The 20,418-nt window shown below is 68.2% G+C and carries 22 protein-coding genes; 15 read left to right on the forward strand and 7 right to left on the reverse strand.

Annotated features, from left to right (window positions below; all coding sequences use genetic code 11):
* Positions 1-57 precede the first annotated feature (57 nt).
* From J3A66_RS07750 to J3A66_RS07805, 12 genes are all read left to right on the forward strand, one after another.
* Positions 58-936 (forward strand): aspartyl/asparaginyl beta-hydroxylase domain-containing protein, encoded by an 879-nt coding sequence (locus tag J3A66_RS07750; protein ID WP_209568101.1) that lies wholly within the window; start codon positions 58-60, stop codon positions 934-936.
* 83 nt (positions 937-1,019) lie between these two features.
* Entirely contained in the window at positions 1,020-1,592 is a 573-nt protein-coding gene (locus tag J3A66_RS07755; RefSeq protein ID WP_031396534.1) for a NifU family protein, read from the forward strand.
* Positions 1,592-2,191, forward strand: coding sequence for a malonic semialdehyde reductase (locus J3A66_RS07760; protein WP_209568103.1), 600 nt, complete (start codon positions 1,592-1,594; stop codon positions 2,189-2,191). The genes J3A66_RS07755 and J3A66_RS07760 overlap by 1 nt, the downstream gene beginning before the upstream one ends.
* Positions 2,192-2,230: 39 nt before the next feature.
* Complete coding sequence (tsaB, locus tag J3A66_RS07765; RefSeq protein ID WP_209568105.1) at positions 2,231-2,863, forward strand: tRNA (adenosine(37)-N6)-threonylcarbamoyltransferase complex dimerization subunit type 1 TsaB; 633 nt, start codon at positions 2,231-2,233, stop codon at positions 2,861-2,863.
* Positions 2,863-3,372 (forward strand): GNAT family N-acetyltransferase, encoded by a 510-nt coding sequence (locus J3A66_RS07770; protein WP_209568107.1) that lies wholly within the window; start codon positions 2,863-2,865, stop codon positions 3,370-3,372. The genes tsaB and J3A66_RS07770 overlap by 1 nt, the downstream gene beginning before the upstream one ends.
* Before the next feature lie 75 nt (positions 3,373-3,447).
* Positions 3,448-3,870, forward strand: coding sequence for a Fur family transcriptional regulator (locus tag J3A66_RS07775; protein ID WP_031394622.1), 423 nt, complete (start codon positions 3,448-3,450; stop codon positions 3,868-3,870).
* Between the two features lie 193 nt (positions 3,871-4,063).
* Complete coding sequence (locus J3A66_RS07780; protein WP_236558978.1) at positions 4,064-4,588, forward strand: lysophospholipid acyltransferase family protein; 525 nt, start codon at positions 4,064-4,066, stop codon at positions 4,586-4,588.
* A 237-nt stretch (positions 4,589-4,825) separates the two neighbouring features.
* Positions 4,826-6,145, forward strand: a complete 1,320-nt coding sequence (miaB, locus tag J3A66_RS07785; RefSeq protein ID WP_107931923.1) for a tRNA (N6-isopentenyl adenosine(37)-C2)-methylthiotransferase MiaB — start codon at positions 4,826-4,828, stop codon at positions 6,143-6,145.
* Positions 6,146-6,566: 421 nt separating this feature from the next.
* A complete protein-coding gene (locus J3A66_RS07790; RefSeq protein WP_192098902.1) occupies positions 6,567-7,571 on the forward strand; it encodes a PhoH family protein in 1,005 nt (334 codons plus the stop codon).
* A gap of 123 nt (positions 7,572-7,694) precedes the next feature.
* Entirely contained in the window at positions 7,695-8,204 is a 510-nt protein-coding gene (gene ybeY / locus J3A66_RS07795) for an rRNA maturation RNase YbeY (protein WP_031393855.1), read from the forward strand.
* An 8-nt stretch (positions 8,205-8,212) separates the two neighbouring features.
* A complete protein-coding gene (locus J3A66_RS07800; protein ID WP_056409144.1) occupies positions 8,213-9,112 on the forward strand; it encodes a hemolysin family protein in 900 nt (299 codons plus the stop codon).
* Between the two features lie 214 nt (positions 9,113-9,326).
* Positions 9,327-10,652 (forward strand): sorbosone dehydrogenase family protein, encoded by a 1,326-nt coding sequence (locus J3A66_RS07805; RefSeq protein WP_209568109.1) that lies wholly within the window; start codon positions 9,327-9,329, stop codon positions 10,650-10,652.
* A 139-nt stretch (positions 10,653-10,791) separates the two neighbouring features.
* Here J3A66_RS07805 and J3A66_RS07810 read toward each other — a convergent pair whose 3' ends face one another.
* Together J3A66_RS07810 and J3A66_RS07815 are read right to left on the reverse strand one after the other, a co-directional pair.
* Positions 10,792-11,094: a polyhydroxyalkanoic acid system family protein gene (locus tag J3A66_RS07810; protein WP_031396320.1), complete on the reverse strand. Its 303-nt coding sequence runs from the start codon at positions 11,092-11,094 to the stop codon at positions 10,792-10,794.
* Positions 11,095-11,104: 10 nt separating this feature from the next.
* A complete protein-coding gene (locus J3A66_RS07815; protein ID WP_209568111.1) occupies positions 11,105-11,524 on the reverse strand; it encodes a VOC family protein in 420 nt (139 codons plus the stop codon).
* A gap of 964 nt (positions 11,525-12,488) precedes the next feature.
* Here J3A66_RS07815 and lnt point away from each other — a divergent pair.
* Entirely contained in the window at positions 12,489-14,057 is a 1,569-nt protein-coding gene (gene lnt, locus J3A66_RS07820; RefSeq protein ID WP_209568113.1) for an apolipoprotein N-acyltransferase, read from the forward strand.
* Positions 14,058-14,129: 72 nt separating this feature from the next.
* Positions 14,130-15,347 carry a methionine adenosyltransferase gene (gene metK, locus J3A66_RS07825; RefSeq protein ID WP_031438941.1) on the forward strand — a complete coding sequence of 406 codons (1,218 nt, stop codon included), beginning with the start codon at positions 14,130-14,132 and terminating at the stop codon, positions 15,345-15,347.
* A gap of 90 nt (positions 15,348-15,437) precedes the next feature.
* Here the strand turns inward: metK and J3A66_RS07830 are convergent, their stop codons facing one another.
* The 4 genes from J3A66_RS07830 to J3A66_RS07845 form a co-directional block, all read right to left on the reverse strand.
* A complete protein-coding gene (locus J3A66_RS07830) occupies positions 15,438-16,550 on the reverse strand; it encodes an AI-2E family transporter (protein ID WP_209570434.1) in 1,113 nt (370 codons plus the stop codon).
* Between the two features lie 89 nt (positions 16,551-16,639).
* Positions 16,640-16,924 (reverse strand): hypothetical protein, encoded by a 285-nt coding sequence (locus tag J3A66_RS07835; protein ID WP_042466252.1) that lies wholly within the window; start codon positions 16,922-16,924, stop codon positions 16,640-16,642.
* Between the two features lie 33 nt (positions 16,925-16,957).
* Entirely contained in the window at positions 16,958-17,626 is a 669-nt protein-coding gene (locus J3A66_RS07840; RefSeq protein ID WP_209568115.1) for a phosphatase PAP2 family protein, read from the reverse strand.
* 2 nt (positions 17,627-17,628) lie between these two features.
* Entirely contained in the window at positions 17,629-18,474 is an 846-nt protein-coding gene (locus J3A66_RS07845; protein WP_209568117.1) for a formate/nitrite transporter family protein, read from the reverse strand.
* A 65-nt stretch (positions 18,475-18,539) separates the two neighbouring features.
* Here J3A66_RS07845 and trmB point away from each other — a divergent pair, with 65 nt between their 5' ends.
* Positions 18,540-19,220, forward strand: coding sequence for a tRNA (guanosine(46)-N7)-methyltransferase TrmB (gene trmB / locus J3A66_RS07850; RefSeq protein WP_037530578.1), 681 nt, complete (start codon positions 18,540-18,542; stop codon positions 19,218-19,220).
* On the opposite strand, the gene J3A66_RS07855 is transcribed toward trmB, so the two are convergent.
* Positions 19,217-20,305, reverse strand: a complete 1,089-nt coding sequence (locus J3A66_RS07855) for a GNAT family N-acetyltransferase (RefSeq protein ID WP_209568119.1) — start codon at positions 20,303-20,305, stop codon at positions 19,217-19,219. The two genes, trmB and J3A66_RS07855, sit on opposite strands and share 4 nt — an antisense overlap.
* Positions 20,306-20,418 lie beyond the last annotated feature (113 nt).

The following is a 20,418-nucleotide window of genomic DNA, read 5'->3' on the forward strand; positions in this document are numbered from 1 at the left end:
CCTGCAAGCGCGGATACGGGCGCGCGGTACGAGCGAACGACGAAGAGTGGAGTGCGAATGCAAGCCGAAGTCAGGGCGAAGACCGGGACCGCGACGGGTCCGGCAATGTGGCGAAATTCTGGTCGTGATCACCGCAGCACCCCCCACCGCACCCCCGATCTGACGGTCATTTCGGGTGCGCCCCGGCCCGGCGCGCCGCTCGCGGCGGAACCCGGCCGGCCGCTGATCATCCGCGTCGGCAAACATCTGCGCGGCGTGTTCGACCGGCTGATCGCAAGCTCGTCGCTGGTCTCGAACGATCCGGTGCTCGACGTCCGCGACTTCGCCTGGACGCAGATGTTACGCGAGCATTGGCGCGATATCCGTGACGAGGCGGTCGCGGTCGCGCTGCGCGGCGAGGCCTCGCCCAGCCTCGCGACGATCTCGCCCGATCACCGCGCGATCGCCGAGATCGACAAGTGGCGCTCGTTTTTCCTCTGGGGCTATGGCTATCCGATCGACGAGAATCTGGTGCGCTGCCCGCGCACGCGCGATCTCGTCGCACAGATCCCGGGCCTCAACAGCGCCTTCTTCTCGATCCTCGCGCCCGGCACGCACATCCCCGAGCATCGCGGCGTGACCAAGGGGCTGATCACCTGTCACCTCGGCCTGATCGTACCGCGCGACGGCGACGTCCGGATGCGCGTCCACGACCGCACCGTGCGCTGGTCGGAGGGCGAGACGCTGGTGTTCGACGACACCTACAACCACGCGGTCTGGAACGACACGAGCGGCACGCGCGTCGTCCTGCTCATCCAGTTCGAACGGCCACTGCGCAATCCGGGCAAGTGGATCGCCGACGCCTTCCTGAACGTCGTCCGCCGCTCGGCCTTCGTCCAGGACGCGGTCCGCAACATCGGCGACTGGAACGCCGCGGTAAAACAGCTCGACGTCTGACGGCATCCGGCCGCTCAAACGCTATGCCGGTGCCAAAGAAGAGTTTGCTTGATCCCTCCGCCCCCCGTCGCCACATGCACCCCATGCTGATCGAAACGGAATCCACCCCGAACCCCGCGACGTTGAAGTTCCTGCCGGGACGCACCGTCATGGAGTCCGGCACCCGCGACTTCGCCACCCCCGAGGAGGCCGAGGCGAGTTCGCTCGCCGATGCGATCTTTAGGCTCGGCGACGTGACCGGCGTGTTCTTCGGGCGCGACTTCGTCTCGGTGACCGCCGCGCCCGGCGTCGCCTGGTCGGATCTGAAGCCCGACGTGCTCGCGATCATGCTCGACCATTTCTCCGCTGCGATGCCGCTGTTCCGCCCCGCGAGCGCTGGCTTCTCGGTGCCGTCCGACGATACCGTGCTGACCGACGACCCCGCCGATGCCGATATCGTCGCGCAGATTCGCGACCTGATCGAGACGCGCGTCCGTCCCGCGGTCGCCAATGACGGCGGCGACATCGTCTATCGCGGCTTCGACAAGGGCAAGGTGTTCCTCCAGCTCCAGGGCGCGTGCGCCGGCTGCCCCTCGTCGAGCGCGACGCTCAAGAACGGCATCGAGCAGCTGCTGAAATATTACGTCCCCGAAGTCACCGAAGTGCGCGCCGTCTGATGACCCCGCGCGGTCCGCAGCCCGACGCCGTGCTCGACTCGGTCTTCCGTGAGGCGCGCAGCTATAACGGCTATACCGACCGCCCGGTCGCGACGGCCGATCTGCACGCGATCTGGGATCTGATGAAATGGGGCCCGACGTCCGCCAACCAGCTGCCCGCGCGGCTGGTCTGGTGCGTCAGCGACGAATCGAAGCAGAAGCTCGCCGAGGCGTGCAGCGCGCAGAACCAGCCCAAGATCCTGAACGCCCCCGTCTCGGTGATCATCGGCATGGACACCGAATTCCACGAGCATCTGCCCGAACTGTTTCCGCACGTCGACGCCAAGTCCTGGTTCACGGGCAGCGCCGAACTGCGTGCGGCGTCCGCCTTCCGGAATTCGACGCTGCAGGGCGCCTATTTCATCATCGCCGCGCGGATGCTCGGGCTCGACACCGGACCGATGTCGGGGTTCGACGCGGACAAGGTCGATGCCGCGTTCTTCGCTGACACGCCCGCGGTCCGCACCAACTTCATCGCGACGCTCGGCTATGGCGATCCCGCGACGATCTTCGCCAGGTCGCCACGCCCCGACTTCGCGAAGTTCAACAGCATCGCCTGACATGACGCCCTCTTCCCGGAGGGGAGAGGAATTACCGATATGCGCACGCTGATCATCGAGACGTCCACCGCCGCCTGTTCGGTCGCGCTCGCCGATGATGGCGTGATCGTCGCGCGGACGCATGACGTCGTCGGACGCGGTCATGCCGAACGGCTCGTGCCGATGATCGCCGCGCTGCCCGGCGGCGGCCGCGCCGACCGCATCCTCGTCGATGTCGGCCCCGGCAGCTTCACCGGCGTCCGTGTCGGCATCGCCGCCGCGCGCGGGCTGGCACTCGGCTGGTCGGCGACGGTCACCGGCTTCTCGTCGCTGCCTTTGGTCGCCGCGGCGGGATTCGATGATCGCTTAACCGATGATATTGCAGTAGTTTTAGAGGGCGGGCATGGCGAGGTCTTCATGCAGTGCTTTGCCGCCGATCTGTCGCCGCGCACCGACATGGTGTCGCTGAAGCCCGACGCGGCGCTCGCGGCGCTGGCGGGGCGGCGCGCGGTCGGCAATGGCGTGCGCTGGCTCGCCGCACTCGCCGATGATCTCGACCTGACCGAGGCGCTGCCCGATGCGGGCGCCGCGATCCTGCTGCCTGATGCGCTTACCGCGCTGCCGCCCGTCCCGATCTATGGCCGCGCGCCCGATGCGAAGCCCGCCGCGGTCCGTCCGGCGGTGCCGCGCTGATGGCGACCCGCGCCGTGCCCCCGCCCTCCGACGAAGACGCAGCGTCCGCGGTCGTGCTGCGCGCGGGCGACGCGCGCGACCTCGCGATCGTCGACGCGCTGATGGGCGACGCATTCGACCCTGCGTACGGCGAGGCGTGGACGCGCACCCAGTGCCTCGGCGTGCTCGCGCTGCCCGGCATCCAGCTCGTCCTCGCCTTTGTCGACGATCGCCCCGCGGGCTTCGCGATGACGCGGACCGTGCTCGACGAGGCGGAGCTGCTGCTGATCGCGGTCGCGACCGATGCGCGCCGCCGCGGCATCGGCACCGCGCTGGTCGGCGCGGTGATCGCCGACTGCATCGCCGCCAACGTCGCCACGCTGCATCTCGAGGTGCGCGCGGGCAATGAGGCGGTCCAACTCTACACCGCGCACGGCTTTGCCAAGGTCGGCGAACGCCGCGCCTATTACCGCGGCCGGTCGGGGGTGGCGCATGACGCGCACACCTATTCGCGCGCGCTCGGCAGCTGAGGCTTATTGCGAGTCACTATCCCTTTTCGCAACAGCGTTAACCGCCTACATGGAGGTTTACCAAGGGAATGACACATGCCGCGCAAGATCGATCTGGAAGCCCTCTGCAACGAGAAGGGCCTGCGCATTACCGAGCAGCGCCGCGTCATCGCCCGCGTCCTGTCGGAAGCGGATGATCATCCCGATGTCGAGAAGGTCTATGAGCGCGCCTCGGCGATCGACCCCGGCATCTCGATCGCGACCGTCTATCGCACCGTGCGGCTGTTCGAGGAGGCGGGCATCCTCGACCGCCATGATTTCGGCGACGGCCGCGCGCGCTACGAACCCGCACCCGAGGCGCATCACGACCATCTGATCGACGTCGAGAGCGGCAAAGTGATCGAATTCGTCGATCCCGAGCTTGAGCAGCTGCAAAAGGCGATCGCCGAGAAGCTCGGCTTCCGGCTCGTCGACCACCGCATGGAACTCTACGGCGTCGCGCTGACCCGCAAGGACTGATCCCATCGGGCGCCTGCGTCTCGTCGCGCGGCTCGCGGCGCTGCTGATCGCGCTGCTGCTCGCGCTGCCGGTCCACGGGCTGTGGCGGCTGTTCGGCCGGCGATCGCCCTGGCCGCCGCGCTTTCTCGGGCTGGTCGGCCGGATCGTCGGCGCGCGGCGACGGATCGTCGGCACGCCGCTGCGCCATGACGTGGTGTTCGTCGCCAATCATCTCAGCTGGATCGACATTCTGCTGCTGTCGGGCGCGACCGGCACCGCCTTCATCGCCAAGGCCGAGCTTCGCCGGGCGCCGCTGGTCGGGTGGCTCTGCACGCTGAACGCCACCATCTTCGTCAGCCGCGCCGATCGCATGGCGGTGACCGCGCAGATCGCGCAGCTCCGCGACACGCTCGCGCGCGACTGGCCCGTTACGCTCTTCCCTGAGGGCACGACCGGCGACGGCGTCACGCTCCTCCCCTTCAAGGCCGCGCTGCTCGCCGCGCTCGACCCGCCCCCGCCCGGCGTCCGCGTCCAGCCGGTCCGCATCGACTATGGCCCCGCCACGCACGAACTCGCCTGGGTCGGCGACGAACCCGGCCAGCACCACGCCGCCCGCGTCCTGAAACGCCGCGGCAGCTTCGTCGCGACCTTGCACTTCGCCGAGCCGTTCGCCCCCGCCGATTTCGGCAACCGCAAGGCCATAGCCACCGAAGCCCGCCGCCGCATCGAAGCCCTCTGACTACACTGTAAGGGGGGAGCGCGTTGCCCTCACCCCGCCCCCAACACCACCCCGGCGAAGGCCGGGGCCCAGTTGGAAAGGCCGCAGTAACTAAGCGTTGCCCTAAGTCAGCAACGTCCCCCAACTGGACCCCGGCCTCCGCCGGGGAGGTGCAGTTAGTTGATGTCGTGGCACCCTCGGACACCACCCCCGAAGACGCCCCTCCCCCCACGCACACAAATTTGGTACGGCGCGCGCATGACCTCGAAACCCAAGACCTATCACGTCAAGTCGTTCGGCTGCCAGATGAACGTCTATGACGGCGAGCGCATGGCCGAACTGATGGCCGCCGACGGGCTGACCCAGGCCGATGCGGTCGATGCCGACATCGTCGTGCTCAACACCTGCCACATCCGCGAACGCGCGACCGAAAAAGTCTATTCGGACATCGGCCGGCTGCGCAAGGACCAGCTCCGCAAGAACGGCAAGACGCCGATGATCGCGGTCGCCGGCTGCGTCGCGCAGGCCGAGGGGCAGGAGATCTTCACCCGCGCCAAGGTCGACGTCGTCGTCGGCCCGCAGGCCTATCACAACCTCCCCGACCTCGTCGCCAAGGCGGCCGCAGGTACGCCGTCGCTCGACACCGACATGCCGCTGCTGTCGAAGTTCGGCGCGCTCCCGACCCGCCGGAAAGTCGCGCCGTCCGCGTTCCTGACCGTGCAGGAAGGCTGCGACAAGTTCTGCACCTATTGCGTCGTCCCCTACACGCGCGGCGCCGAGATCAGCCGCCCCTTCGCGGCGATCGTCGACGAGGCCAAGGCGCTGGTCGACGCCGGCGCGCGCGAGATCACGCTGCTCGGCCAGAACGTCAACGCCTGGTCCGAGGACACGCGCGGCCTCCACGACCTGATCCGCGACCTCGACCGCATCCCCGGCCTCGCACGGATCCGCTACACGACCAGCCACCCCAACGACATGACGCAGGGCCTGATCGACGCGCACCGCGACGTCGAGAGCCTGATGCCGTTCCTCCACCTCCCCGTCCAGGCGGGCAGCGACCGCGTGCTGAAGGCGATGAACCGGTCGCACACCCGCGACTCCTATCTCCGCCTGCTCGACCGCGTCCGCGCGGTGCGCCCCGACATCGCGCTGTCGGGCGACTTCATCGTCGGCTTCCCCGGCGAGACCGATGCCGAGTTCGAGGACACGCTGAGCCTCGTCGACGCGGTCGGCTATGCGCAGGCCTACAGCTTCAAATACAGCCCGCGCCCCGGCACCCCCGCCGCCGCGATCGTCGAGCAGGTCCCCGAGGCGGTGATGGACGAGCGTCTCCAGCGCCTCCAGGCCGCGCTCAACCGCGACCAGCACGCGTTCAACGCCGCCACCGTCGGCCGCACCTGCACCGTCCTGCTCGAACGCCCCGGCAAGCTCCCCGGCCAGCTGATCGGCAAGTCGCCCTGGCTGCAATCGGTCCACCTGATCGGCGACCATGCGATCGGCGATCTGGTGGAGGTGACGCTCGCGGCGGCCGGCCCCAATTCGCTCACCGGCATCGAACGCATCGCGCAGGCCGCCTGACGACCACCCATGATTTCCACCCCGGCGAAGGCCGGGGCCCAGTTGGGAGACGGACATAACGACGGACGATCCTCCGTCACATCGACCTTCCCAACTGGACCCCGGCCTGCGCCGGGGTGGTATGCCAATCATGGGAATCGCGCACCTCGCCCCACCCGCTGAGGCTTTCAGGCAACGCCCCCCCAGCCTTCGCACACCACACCAAAACTACCGCTGTCCCCCACCCGAATCCCCTGCCACACTCCCCGTCGATGCAGCTTCGCCCACGCGACTCGAATCATCGCCAGCCAGGCGCCCCGGCGCCGCTTGAACGCGCGGGCTCCCATGCTCATCTCTGGTCGAACGCCATCCCAGGCGTGATGCGTGCCGGCCCGACCATACCCAATCACCGATCCGACACGTCTGCCCCCGAAAGGACCGCATGAGCCGTAAACCCGTTCCCGCCCAGTCCGGTGACCGCGCCCGAGTCGAACTGCTGTTCGACAAGCCCCAACTCCTCGTCCGGCTCTTCGGCCAGTACGACCAGAATCTGGTAGCGCTCGAAAACCGCCTCGGTGTGTACATCACCGCGCGCGGCAACAAGATTGGTCTGGAGGGCACCGCGGAACAGGTCGCCAAGGCGCGCGACGTGCTCCACGATCTCTATGCCCGGATCCAGCGCGGCGAGGATGTCGACACCGGCCTCGTCGACGCGTCGATCGCAATGGCCGACGAACCCGTGCTCGAAGGCATCATCCGCGCCGATGCCGGCGGCGGCGCTGCCCCGCCGATCATGATCCGCACGCGCAAGAAGACGATCGTCCCGCGCACGCCGGCACAGGCGCATTACATGCGCGAGCTGACCAGCAACGACATGATCTTCGCGCTCGGGCCGGCAGGCACCGGCAAGACCTATGTCGCGGTCGCACAGGCGGTCCAGCAGCTCATCACCGGCAGCGTCCAGCGCCTGATCCTGTCGCGCCCCGCGGTCGAAGCAGGCGAGCGGCTGGGCTTCCTTCCCGGCGACATGAAGGAGAAGGTCGATCCCTATCTCCGCCCCTTGTACGATGCGCTCTACGACTGCCTCCCCGCCGAGCAGGTCGAACGCCGCATCGCGAGCGGCGAGATCGAGGTCGCACCGATCGCCTTCATGCGCGGCCGTACGCTGGCCGACGCGTTCGTGATCCTCGACGAGGCGCAGAACACCACGCCCGCGCAGATGAAGATGTTCCTCACGCGCTTCGGCCAGAATAGCCGGATGGTGATCTGCGGCGATCCCAAGCAGGTCGACATTCCCGGCGGCGTCGCCGCCTCGGGTCTGGCCGACGCGGTCCGCCGTCTGGAGGGGGTCGAGAGCATCTCGATGTGCCGCTTCACCGTCGGCGACGTCGTCCGCCACCCGATCGTCGGCCGCGTCGTCGAGGCCTATGAGGGCAGCGACGCGTGATCCCTACGCGGCTGTCCCGGACCTGCCGGGATAGCCGCCGGGCCATCCGCATACCGTAAGGGGTGCGGAACTTTGCCACCTGTGTAATGATTTCGTCCTGACGTTTCCGCCGGAAGGACCCGCATGCTCGAAATCGCGCTCTCTTCGGAGGCTCCCTGGCCCGACCAGGACTGGGACGGCCTTGCCCAGCGCGCCGCGACCGCGGCGATCGAACGCACCCCGCACGGTCAGCTGCTGACCGGCGCCGCCACGGTCGAGATCTCGTTCCGGCTCGCGTCCGACGACGAGGTCCACACGCTCAACAAGCAGTATCGCCAGAAGGACAAGCCGACCAACGTCCTGTCCTTCCCGATGGTGCAGGCCGATCTGCTCGAGACGATCGCGCAGAATTCGGACGATGGCGAGGTGCTGCTCGGCGACATCATCCTCGCGCACGGCGTCTGCGTCGCGGAAGCCGCCGAGCGCGGCATCTCGGTCGAGGATCATGCGATGCATCTGATGGTGCACGGCACGCTGCATCTGCTAGGCTATGACCATATGGACGACGACGAGGCAGAGGGTATGGAGCAGATCGAACGCGACGCGCTCGCCGCGCTCGGGCTCCACGATCCCTATCTCATCACAGAGGACTGACGACCACGATGGCCGATGGCCCCAATGCCGGAAACGGCGATAGTACCGACAGTATCTGGCGCGGGCTGAAAGGCCTGATCTTCGGTGCCCCCGACGAATCGCTGCGCGACCAGCTCGAGGATGCGATCGACCGGCACGAGGGCGATCCCGCCCCCGATGCCAAGGGCGATCTCACCCCGCTCGAACGCCAGATGGTCCGCAACCTGCTGCATTTCAGCGAGCGGGACGCAGGCGATGTCGGCGTGCCGCGCGCCGACATCATCGCGGTCGAGGAGGAGACGTCGTTCGCCGACCTCGTCAAGCTGTTCGCCGAGGCCGGCCACAGCCGCCTGCCGGTGTACCGCGACAATCTCGATACGATCATCGGCATGGTCCATATCAAGGACGTCTTCACGATCCTCGCGACCGGCGCCGAGCATCCGACGACGCTCGCCGGGCTGATCCGCGAGCCGCTCTACGCGCCGATGTCGCGCGGTGCGCTCGATCTGCTCGCCGACATGCGCCAGAAGCACGTCCATCTGACGATCGTGCTCGACGAATATTCGGGCACCGAGGGGCTCGTCACGTTCGAGGACCTGATCGAGGAGATCGTCGGCGATATCGAGGACGAGCATGACGACGCGCCGCAGGTGCTGATGACGCCGATCGACGGCGGCGCCTGGGACGCGGACGCGCGCGCCGAGCTCGAGGACGCCGCCGAACTGATCGACCCGCGGCTCGCCGAGGTCGATGGCGATATCGACACGCTGGGCGGCCTCGCCGCGCTGCTCGCAGGCCATGTCCCGCAGATCGGCGAATGCGTCGATCATCCGAGCGGCTGGAAGCTCGAAGTCACCGAAGCCGACGAACGCCGCGTCAACCGCCTCCGCCTCCACCCCCCGGTCGTGCTGGTCGAAGACGACGACTGACACGAAGGGGGCGGTGCGTCGGCCGACACGCCCCGCCCCCCCCGCCCCCCTTCGTCATTCCCGCGAAGGCGGGAACCCATACTGGCTGACAGTCCGACAGCACGCAGACCCTGCCCCTCTGGATCCCCGCCTCCGCGAGGATGACGAAGCTCGCGGGATACCCAACCGCAATCACGCCATTGCCCCCGCCCGCACTCCCGCCTAACTCTGCTGCATGCGCAAACACATCCTCATCGTGCTCGGGCTGATCATCCTGGTCGGGATCGCCGGGTTCACCTGGCTCGCCTGGCCCGATACCGCCCGGCTCGACGTCAACCAGGTCACCGGCAAGCGGCCTGACATCACCGCGCCGCGGATCCAGATGCTGCCGACGATCGGCGTCGCCAAGGCGGTCGGCTGGCCCAAGGGCGCGATGCCGACCGCGGCGGCGGGGATGAAGGTCCAGCCGTTCGCGGCCGGGCTCGATCATCCGCGCTGGCTCTACCGCCTGCCCAATGGCGACGTGCTGGTCGCCGAGACCAATTCGCCACCGCGTAAAGGTCCCGGCATCGTCACGACCGTGATGAACTTCCTGATGGGCCGCGCGGGCGCGGGCGTGCCCTCGGCCAACCGCATCACGCTGCTGCGCGACGCGGACGGCGACGGCATCGCCGAGACGCGCTCGGCCTTCATGACCGGGCTCAACTCGCCCTTCGGCATGACGCTGATGGATGGCCAGCTCTATATCGGCAACACCGACGCGCTGGTCCGCGTGCCCTATACCGAGGGCGCGACCCGGATCACCGCCAAGCCCGAGCGTGTCATCCCGCTCAACGGCGGTGGCAATCACTGGGCGCGCAACGTGATCGCCGCCCCCGACGGCAAGACTCTCTATGTCGGCGTCGGCTCGGCGTCGAACATCGCCGAAAACGGCATGGATGCGGAGAAATACCGCGCCAACATCCTTCAGGTCTGGCCGAAGGACAAGAACTGGCGGATCTACGCCGCCGGTCTGCGCAACCCCAACGGCATGGCGATCAACCCCAAGTCGGGCCAGCTCTGGACCGTCGTCAACGAACGCGACATGCTCGGCTCGGACCTCGCGCCCGACTATCTGACCCAGGTCGAGTTCGGCGATCACTTCGGCTGGCCCTGGTATTATTGGGGCGGCTATCCCGACGACCGGGTCGAACCGAAGAACCCTGCGCTCCAGCAATATGCCAAGCGTCCCGACTATGCACTCGGACCGCATGTCGCCGCCCTCGGCCTGACCTTCGCGGGCGACGCGAAGCTCGGCGACCGCTTCACCAACGGCGTGTTCGTCGGCGAGCACGGTTCGTGGAACCGCAAGCCGCTCTCGGGCTACAAGGTCGTCTACATCCCGTTCGGCGGCACCGGCTTCCCGGCGGCGAACGCGAAGCCCGTCGACGTGCTCGGCGGCTTCCTCAACAAGGATGGCGAAGCACAGGGCCGCCCGGTCGGCGTCATCACCGACAAGAGCGGCGCGCTGCTGGTCGCCGACGACGTCGGCAACACGATCTGGCGCGTCAGCACGAAGTAAGTGCGGGGAGGCATGAGAACGCCTCCCCTCCCCCGTCATCCTGACGAAAGTCAGGATCCAGAGTAACACACGACACCGCCCGTTACCCTGGATCCTGACCTTCGTCAGGATGACGGACGGGGCGTCACACCGCAAACCCTCACCGCAGCAGCTTCGGCCCTTCCTTGCGGATCATGTCCTGCACCTTGCCCGCGAACAACCCGAGCAGCCCCGGCAGGTCGACGATCGCATGGACATTGTCCTCGAACACCGTGACCTTGCTGCCGATGACCTGCCCCATCGCGCTGACGGTGAAGTGCAGCGTATCGCCTTCCCAGCGGCGATCGGTCACCGATCCGCCGGGGATCTTCGACCCGATCGTGTCGATGCCGCTGTCGAGCCGCGAGCGCACCCCCGCCTTGCCGAGCTTGTGGGGGATATCGACCGAAATGGGATTGGACATTCTTTGATCCTCAGTGTGCGAACAGCATCGCGTCCTGTGCGAACGCCTTGAACTCGAGCGCGTTGCCGCTGGGGTCGCAAAAGAACATCGTCGCCTGCTCGCCGACTTCGCCCTTGAAGCGGATATGCGGCGCGATCCCGAACCGGACCCCCGCCGCCGCGACCCGCTCGGACAGGCTGATCCAGTCGTCCATCGTCAACACGACGCCGAAATGCGGCACCGGCACCTGATGCCCGTCGACCGCATTCTCGACCGCGACCGCCTTCGCCGCCGGATCGAGATGCGCGACGATCTGATGCCCGAACAGGTCGAAATCGATCCAGTGATCGCTCGACCGCCCCTCGGGACAGCCAAGCGTCCCCCCGTAAAAAGCCCGCGCGGCGGCGAGGTCATGGACGGGAAAGGCGAGATGAAAGGGGCGCAGCGTCATGCGGGCAGGATAGAGCGGATGATCCCCTGCGTCACCCCGCCCCCGCTATGCAATGCCCGCTGCGCGTCCGCCACCCTCTTCCCAAGCACCGCCCCCCCCTGTTCTCCCGCGAAGGCGGGAGCCCAGACTGGATCCCCGCCTTCGCGGGGAAACAGCTCGAGGTGCATCGCAAGCACCCCGCCCCGCAACCCCGCAACCACCCCGGCGAAGGCCGGGGTCCAGTTGGTGGACGACGGTAACGAAGGACAGCGCGTCGTCACAGCGACCTCCCCACCTGGACCCCGGCCTCCGCCGGGGAGGTGCAAGGGATGCTGCCTGCACGATCCTAATTGTCGATAAAGTACCAGCCGCCCGCAAAGGAGATGGCACCACCCCGGCGAAGGCCGGGGCCCAATTGGGGGACGGTGGTAACAAAGGACATCGCGTCCTTACTGCGACCTTCCCAGCTGGACCCCGGCCTCCGCCGGGGTGGTGCAAGGGATGGGGCCTGCACCATGCTATTTGTCGATATAGTACCAGCCGCCCGCAAAGGAGATGACACCACCCCGGCGAAGGCCGGGGCCCAATTGGGGAACGGTGGTAACGCAGGACAGCGCGTCGTCACTGCGACCTTCCCACCTGGGCCCCGGCCTCCGCCGGGGAGGTGCAAGGGATGCGACCTGCACGATGCTATTTGTCGATATAGTACCAGCCGCCCGCAAAGGAGATGGCACCACCCCGGCGAAGGCCGGGGCCCAGTTGGGGGACGGTGGTAACTAAAGGTTGCGCGTCGTCACGGCGACCTTCCCAGCTGGACCCCGGCCTTCGCCGGGGTGGTCATGTGTGGGGGTAGATTCAGGAGTTGGTACCGAGTCCAACGAAAGCGCCCACCGCACCAACCCCGGCACCCCCATCCAGCCCCGCCGCCACGTCAGATGCATCCTCAGATATTGCCCGCCCCCCGCCGCCACGCCATAGCGCAGGCGTGACCCGCTCTCCCGCCCGCGCCGCCCGCGCCGCCCTCACCTCCCCCGCGCTCGCCAGCCTCCTGCTCGGCGCGATCGCCGCGACGGGGTTTGCGCCGCTCGATCTCTGGCCGCTCGCGCTCGTCGCAGTCGCCGCGTGGCTCGCGCTCGTCCACGATGCACCGACGTTCCGCCAGGCGCTGTGGCGCGGCTGGCTGTTCGGGCTCGGGCATTTTACCGTCAACAACAACTGGTTCCAGCACGCGTTCGACTTTCAGGACGCGATGCCACCGGTGCTCGGCTATTTCGCCGCGGTCGGGCTCGCGCTCTACCTCGCGGTCTTCCCGATGATCGCTACAGGCCTCGCCTGGCGGTTCGGACGCCGCGCGACCGCGACGCCCGATCCCGCCTTCATCCTCGTCTTCGCCGCCGCATGGATCGCGACCGAGTGGCTGCGCAGCGTGCTGTTCACCGGCTATGCCTGGGATCCGCTCGGGGTGATGTGGCTTCCCGCGATCGGCATCGCGCGGCTGTCGGCGTGGATCGGCACCTATGCGCTGTCGGGCGTGACGATCGTCGCGGCGGGATCGCTGTGGATGCTCGGACTTCGCCGCTTCGCGATGCCCGCGATCGTCGCCCCGCTGCTCGCGTTCGCCGCGCTGTCGGCGCTGTGGACCGACGCCCCCGCCGCCCCCGCCAACGCCCCCCGCGTCCGCGTCGTCCAGCCCGATATCGGCCAGGAGGATCGCAGCGAATCGGACGGCGAACGTGTGCTGTCCGCACTCGAAAAGCTGTCGGGCACCCCCGGCGCCACCCCCCGCCTCGTCGTCTGGCCCGAGGGCGTGGTGCGCGACTATCTCGAGGATGGCTATCCCTTCTACGCCTATGACTGGTCGAGCCCGGCCTATCTGCGCCGCCGGATCGCGCGCCTGCTCGGCCCCGACGACATATTGCTGACCGGCGGCACCTCGCTGTCGTTCGACCGCGAGGACCGGATCGCGGGCGCGACCAATTCGGTGTTCGCGATCGACGCACAGGCGCGGCTGCGCGGTCGCTACGACAAGGCGCATCTCGTCCCCTACGGCGAATATCTGCCGATGCCGTGGCTGCTGAAACCGCTCGGGCTCGCGCGGCTCGTCCCCGGCGACATCGACTTCACCTCGGGCGACGGGCCGGGCAACCTGACGCTCGCGGGCTTCGGCTCGATCGGCATCCAGATCTGCTACGAGATCATCTTCTCGGGCCAGACGGTCGACCGCGCGCACCGCCCGCGGCTGTTGTTCAACCCCTCGAACGACGCCTGGTTCGGCAGCTGGGGCCCGCCGCAGCATCTGGCGCAGGCGCGGATGCGCGCGATCGAGGAGGGGCTGCCGATCGTCCGCGCGACCCCGACCGGCATCTCCGCGATCATCGCCGCGGACGGCCGCCTGCTCGCCACCGTCGCGCACGAGACCGCGGGCGCGGCCGAGCTGCCGATGCCGCCCGCGCTGCCCGTTACGCTGTTCGCGCGGCTCGGCAATCTGGCGGCGGGGCTGGTCATGGCGGCGATGATCGCCTTGGCCGTTGCCCTGCGCCGCCGCGAACGCTAGAAGGACATATAAAGCTTTCCTTATATGATGCTCCGCGGTGCCCCACCGCCGGGCCTTTTGCGAAGAGGTTTCATGCGCAAGTCCTTTCTCTTCACCTCCGAGTCGGTCTCCGAAGGCCATCCCGACAAGGTCGCCGACCAGATCAGCGACACGATCGTCGACCTGTTTCTCGCCAAGGATCCCGAGGCACGCATCGCCTGCGAGACGCTGACGACCACGCAACTCGTCGTCCTCGCCGGCGAGATCCGCGGCAAGGGCATCTATGAGAACGACCAGTGGGCCGACGGCGTGCTCGACGAGATCGAGGCGGCCGTCCGCAACACCGTCAAGGAAATCGGCTACGAGCAGTCGGGCTTCCACTGGAACGAGTTCCGCTTCGAGAACAACCTCCACGGCCAGTCCGCAGAGATCGCGATGGGCGTCGACGAGAGCGGCAACAAGGACGAGGGTGCCGGAGACCAGGGCATCATGTTCGGTTACGCGACCGACGAGACGCCGGGCCTGATGCCCGCGACGCTCTACTACAGCCACAAGATCCTCGAGCGGATGGCCGCCGATCGCCATTCGGGCGCAGCCCCGTTCCTCGAGCCCGACGCCAAGAGCCAGGTGACGCTCGCCTATGAGAACGAGAAGCCGGTCCGCGCGACCGCGCTCGTCGTCTCGACCCAGCACGCGCCGGGCTATTCGGAAAAGGGCAAGAATCCCGATCCGGCCAAGTACGCCGAGCTGCGTGACTATGTCATGGGCGTGTTCACCGACGTGCTGCCCGCGGGCTTCATCTCGGACGAGACCGCGATCTACATCAACCCGACCGGCGCGTTCGAGATCGGTGGCCCCGACGGCGACGCAGGCGTCACCGGCCGCAAGATCATCGTCGACACGTACGGCGGCGCAGCCCCGCATGGCGGCGGCGCGTTCTCGGGCAAGGATCCGACCAAGGTCGATCGCTCGGCCGCCTATGTCGCACGCTATCTCGCCAAGAACGTCGTCGCCGCCGGGCTTGCCCGCCGCTGCACGATCCAGCTGAGCTACGCGATCGGCATCGCCGAGCCGCTGTCGGTCTATGTCGACACGCACGGCACCGGCACGGTCGAAGAGGCCAAGCTCGAGGCGGTCCTGCCCAAGCTCGTCCGCCTGACGCCCAAGGGCATCCGCGAGCACCTCAAGCTCAACGCGCCGATCTACAAGAAGACCGCGGCGTACGGCCATTTCGGCCGCGAGCCCGAGGGTGACAGCTTCACCTGGGAGCGCACCGATCTGGTCGACAAGCTGAAGGCCGCAACCGCCTGACGCACTTCGCCGAATAGGTGATACAGAAAAGCCTCCTCCGGACCGTCCGGGGGAGGCTTTTTTATGTCCGCTACGCCGGATCGGAAACGATCAGCCAGGTGGCGACCGGTCGGCCCCCGCCGTGTCGCCGACCATCGGCGCGCTCGCGCGCTGCCGATGCCGTTGCTCGGTCAGGATCTGCCACGACGCCAGGAACAGCGCCGCGACCAGCGGCCCGACGACGATGCCGCTCAGGCCGATCAGCTCGATCCCGCCCAGCGTCGTGACCAGCACGACGAAATCGGGAATCCCCGTGTCGCGCCCGACCAGGATCGGCCGCAGGATATTGTCCGCCATACCGATCACGACGACGCCCGAGATGATCACCACCAGCCCCTGCCAGATCGCAGTGGTCGCGAGCAGATAGACCGCGACCGGGACCCAGACGATCGCCGGCCCGAGCGCGGGCAGCAGCGAGGTCAGCGCCATCAGCAGGCCCCAGAGCAGGGCCGCGGGCAGCCCGACGATCCAGAAGGTCGCCGCACCCAGCCCGCCCTGGACCAGCGCGACGATCACCGTGCCCTTGATTGTTGCACGCACGACCGACACGAACTTGTCGACCAGCGCGGCGGTGACCGACCGCTCGAGCGGCAGCGCGTCGCAGATCTTGGGCCCGATCGTCTCGCCGTCGCGCAGCAGGAAGAACATCACGTACAGCGCGATACCGAAGGCGAGCAGGAAGGCGGCGGCGTTGCGCCCGATCGACAGCGCCTGGCTGGCGATCGTCCGCACGCTGTTGCCCATCGTCTGCGACAGCCGCGCCTGGATCCGCTCGATCGAATCGAACCCGGCCTTGTCGAGCAGCGTCTGCAGACGCGTCGGCAGCGCATCATGCACCTGGTTGAAATAGGCGGCGAAATTGATCTCGCCATTCTGGATGCGGGTATAGACCGTGCCCGCCTGGTCGACGATCATCCCGCCGATGATCATGCTCGGCACAACGACCGCGAACAGGATGATCAGCAAGGTCAGCGCGGCGGCGGTGTTGCGACGCGTCGGCATCCGCTCGAGCAGACGCTGGAACAGCGGCTGGAACAGGATCGCGGCGAGCGCGGCCCAAAGCAGCGCCAGGGCGTACGACCAGACGACCACGACAAGCGCGATCGTGATCACCACCAGGAATATCAGGAATCCGCCCGTTTCGAGCCGGCGCCGGTTGATCATCATGCATCCCCCCCAACATCGTCGGTCGGCCCCAGGCGCCGCCGACGATACCGCCCCCGCCCGAATCGGCGGGGACGGCATCATTGTACTTAGCGCAGCGCGGCGCTGCCGTTGACGAGGGCCGCCTTCTGCTCGTTCGACATCGCGGCGGCGTTCACGTCCGCGTCGTCGACCGCCTCGCCCTGCTTCTCGCCCTGATCGCGAACCGCCTCGGCGCGATCCTCGAGATTGTCGGCAGCCGCCTCGAGCGCGTCGGCACGGTTTTCCGCGGCGCCCTCGACCTGGCTGCCCAGCTTGTCGTCACCCTTGCCGCCACAGGCTGCGAGCGGAATGGTCAGCGTTGCGAGCATGAGCGCGGTAGCAATGGTCTTCATGAATAAATCCCTCTTGTGAGGCCATCCAAACCGTCACGCAGGCGGAACGGTTCCCTCGGCCCTGTTCGGTACCGTCGCGGGGTCGTGATCCGCGGATCTTTCCGTGTTTTCAGTGACATGCTCGACGACCGGCGCGACTCGGTCGAACAGCGCGCTGACCGCCGCCTCGGCGATCCAGCCGACCGCCGCGCCGACGACCAGGTCGGACAGATAATGCTTGCCGTTGACCGGCTGCGCCGCCGCCACCGCGACCGTCGCCAGCGCCGACGGCATCGCCGCGCCGTCGATGTCACGCGACGCCGCACGCGCGACCGCCACCGCGCCTGCGGTATGGCCCGACGGGAAGGACGTCTGCTTGTGGTCCTGGCTGTCGCCCGTCTCGAACCGCGCCTTGCCGGTGTCGAGCGCATGGCCCGGCCGCGTCCGGTCGACCGAATGCTTGATCACCGATTTCGCCGCGGTCGCCGCCAGATGCGAGGCGAGCATCCGCGCGCCGCCGCGGATCAGGTCGGGCCGCCGCGCGACCAGCCCGATCACCAGCGTGCCGATCGACGTCGCGATCAGCTGCGGCTGGTCGGCGACCTCGGCGAGGAAGCCGGTCGCCTTCACCACCGGCGCGTCGCGGTGTTCGGCCAGTTTGTAGGTCGCCTTGCGGTCCGCCTCGGCGATCTTGGCCGCCGCACTCTTGCTCTTGCCCGTCATCATCAGTCCTTCTGTCGCATTTCGCCGCGCACCTGCGCATGCGCCAGCAGCGCGAACACCCCCGCACCACCGACGAGATTCCCCATGATCGCCGGCAGCAACAGTCCGGCAAAGGTCCGGACCAGATCGACATGCCCGGTGAACAGCAGCAGGAACGCCTCGTCCGATCCGACGATCGAATGGCTGAACCCGCCGATCGCCACCACATAGGTCACCGCGAAGATCACCATTAACGCCTCGCCGCGCGCATTGGGCAGCGACCAGGCAAGGATCGCGATCATGAACCCGGCCGGGATCGCGTTGACGAACGTCGCCCAGGCACCAAGTTCGGTGATCCGCATCGACACCGCGATCATCGCTTCGCGCAGCTCCGCCCCGCCAAGTACTCCGCCCGCGATCGCCGCCGCGGTCAGCGCGGTGCCGAGCAAGTTGGCGCCCAGCACGATGCCCCACAGCCGCAGCGTCCGCCGCAGCGCCCAGCGCGACGGCTTGGTCACCAGCGGCAGCATCGCACTGATCGTGCTCTCGGTGAACAATTGCATCCGCCCGAGAATGACGACCAGGAACCCCGCCGGATAGCCGAGCGACACGACCAGCTCGCGCCACGGCGTATCGGGCAGTGCGGCGTGGAGCGCACCCTCGGCGACCAGCGACGCGGTGATCGCGAGCCCCGCCGCGAGCGCGGAGAAGAACAGCGAGACCCCCGGGCGCGCGAGTTCCTCCTCGCCCGCCTCGCGCACCGCGCGGTGGAGATCGCCCGCGTCCGCCGCCTTCAGGTCCTCGACGTCCTGCTCGGGCCCCTCGGGCGCGGACCCGGTGTCCGACGTGGTGGTGCTGTTTTCGGCCATTACGGCCTTGTAACGGACCGCTACGTGCTTTGCTCCCGCGCAATCGACCGCTAGAGCGCGCGGCGATGAACGATCCCGCCACCATTCGCCGCCTCTATGGCCGTCGCCAGGGCCACAAGCTTCGCCAGGGCCAGTCCGCGCTCGTCGAGGAGATGCTCCCGCGTCTGTCGGTTCCCGAGACGGGGATCGTCGACGCCGCGACCCTGTTCGGCGACGACCGCCCGCTGCATGTCGAGATCGGCTTCGGCGCGGGCGAGCATCTCGCCGGCCAGGCCGCGGCCAATCCGGATGTCGGCTTCATCGGCTGCGAACCGTTCCTCAACGGCGTCGTCGGCGCGCTCGGCCATATCCGCGACGGCGGGCTGACCAATGTCCGGCTCTATATGGGCGACGCGCTCGAGGTGATCGAGCGGCTGCCCGATGCCAGCCTCGACCGGCTCTACCTCCTCCACCCCGATCCCTGGCGCAAGGCGCGCCACGCCAAGCGGCGCATGGTCAATCACGGCCCGCTCGACACGATCGCCGCCAAGCTGAAGCCGGGCGCCGAATTCCGGCTCGGCACCGACGATCCGACCTATTGCCGCTGGTCGATGATGATCATGGACCAGCGCCGCGACTTCACCTGGCAGGCGCGCACCCCGCAAGACTTCCTGACCCGCCCCGACGACTGGCCCGAGACGCGCTATGAGCGGAAAGCCCGGCGCCAGGGCCATGAGGTCTGGTATTTCCGCTATATCCGCGACTAGCGCCCGCCGCTGCGCCGCCACCAGCCGGCCAGCGCGCGACCCGCAATCGCGGGCAGCCCGGGCCTGAGCAACAGCCAGTCGCGGATCGGCGCGCCCTCCGTCGCGCCGATCACCCGCTTGTAGCCGCTGTCGCCTGCGCCCCAGTCGACCCTGGTCGCGCCGCGCGCCATCGCCGCGACCAGGTTGCGCCAGTAGAGCAGCTTGCCCGGCGAATGCTTGGCGAAGCGCGGGTCGTAGCTGTTGGCGATCGCGTAGATCAGCGCCCCCGTGTCGATGTCGAACGAGAAGGCCGCGGGCACGCCGTCGACGCGGAGCAGCGCCGCGCGGAACATCGCTGCGAGCACCGGATCGACCGCCGCTGCCTGCCAGAAGGCGAGATGCCCGTCGGTCGTGAACTTCATGTCGCGACGATCGGTCTCCTGCGCGACCCAGCTCGTCTGCTCGACCGCGCCCAGATCGGCGAACCGCGCCGGCCAGTCCGCCCCCGCCAGCGCCTGCCAGTCGAGCGCGCCATGCTCGGCCAGATGCTTTTCGTGAAAGCGGTTCTTGCGCAGCGTCGAGTTGCGCGGCCAGCGCTCGCCATCGACGCTCGGCACGAGGTCGAGCACCCAGGCGTCGCCGAGGTGCCGGTCGATCGCGCACCAGCCCGCCGCCCGCGCGCTCGCGATCAGCGCGCCCGCCGCCGGATCGCCGTCCCGGACCGGCCCGATCCGCAGGCCGTTGCACTGCGCAGATAGTCCGCGCAGCGCCGCCGCGCGTGCCGCCTCGCTCGCCCCCATCGCCATGCCGAAACTGCGGAACGGCCAGTAACAGCCCGGCACCGTCGCCAGTCGCAGCCACGCCGGGCCGAGCGCGACGAACGGCAACGCGATCGCCGCGACGCCGTCCTCCTCGACCACCAGCGTCTTCGCACGCCCGCCATAGGCACTCAGCGCGGCGGCATACCAGCCATAGCGCAGGAACCGGTGGCTCGGCGCCGCGCGCGCGGCGACCGCGTCGATCGCGATGCTCAAGCCCTCGACCACGCTTGCCTGCGCGCTCGGTGGCACCGGCACGCGGTCGGACAGGAGCATCGGTTTCGACATCGCACGCCCCCTAGCAGCAATCCCTTACCAGGTAGTGCAGGATCGCACCGGGCGCCGCGGGGCTTCAGGGCGGGGGCGGGATTGACTTCCCTCCGGCGCGGTTATTCCGCATG

This window comes from Sphingomonas sp. PvP018, from assembly GCF_017876865.1.
GTDB classification, from domain to species: Bacteria; Pseudomonadota; Alphaproteobacteria; order Sphingomonadales; family Sphingomonadaceae; genus Sphingomonas; species Sphingomonas aerolata.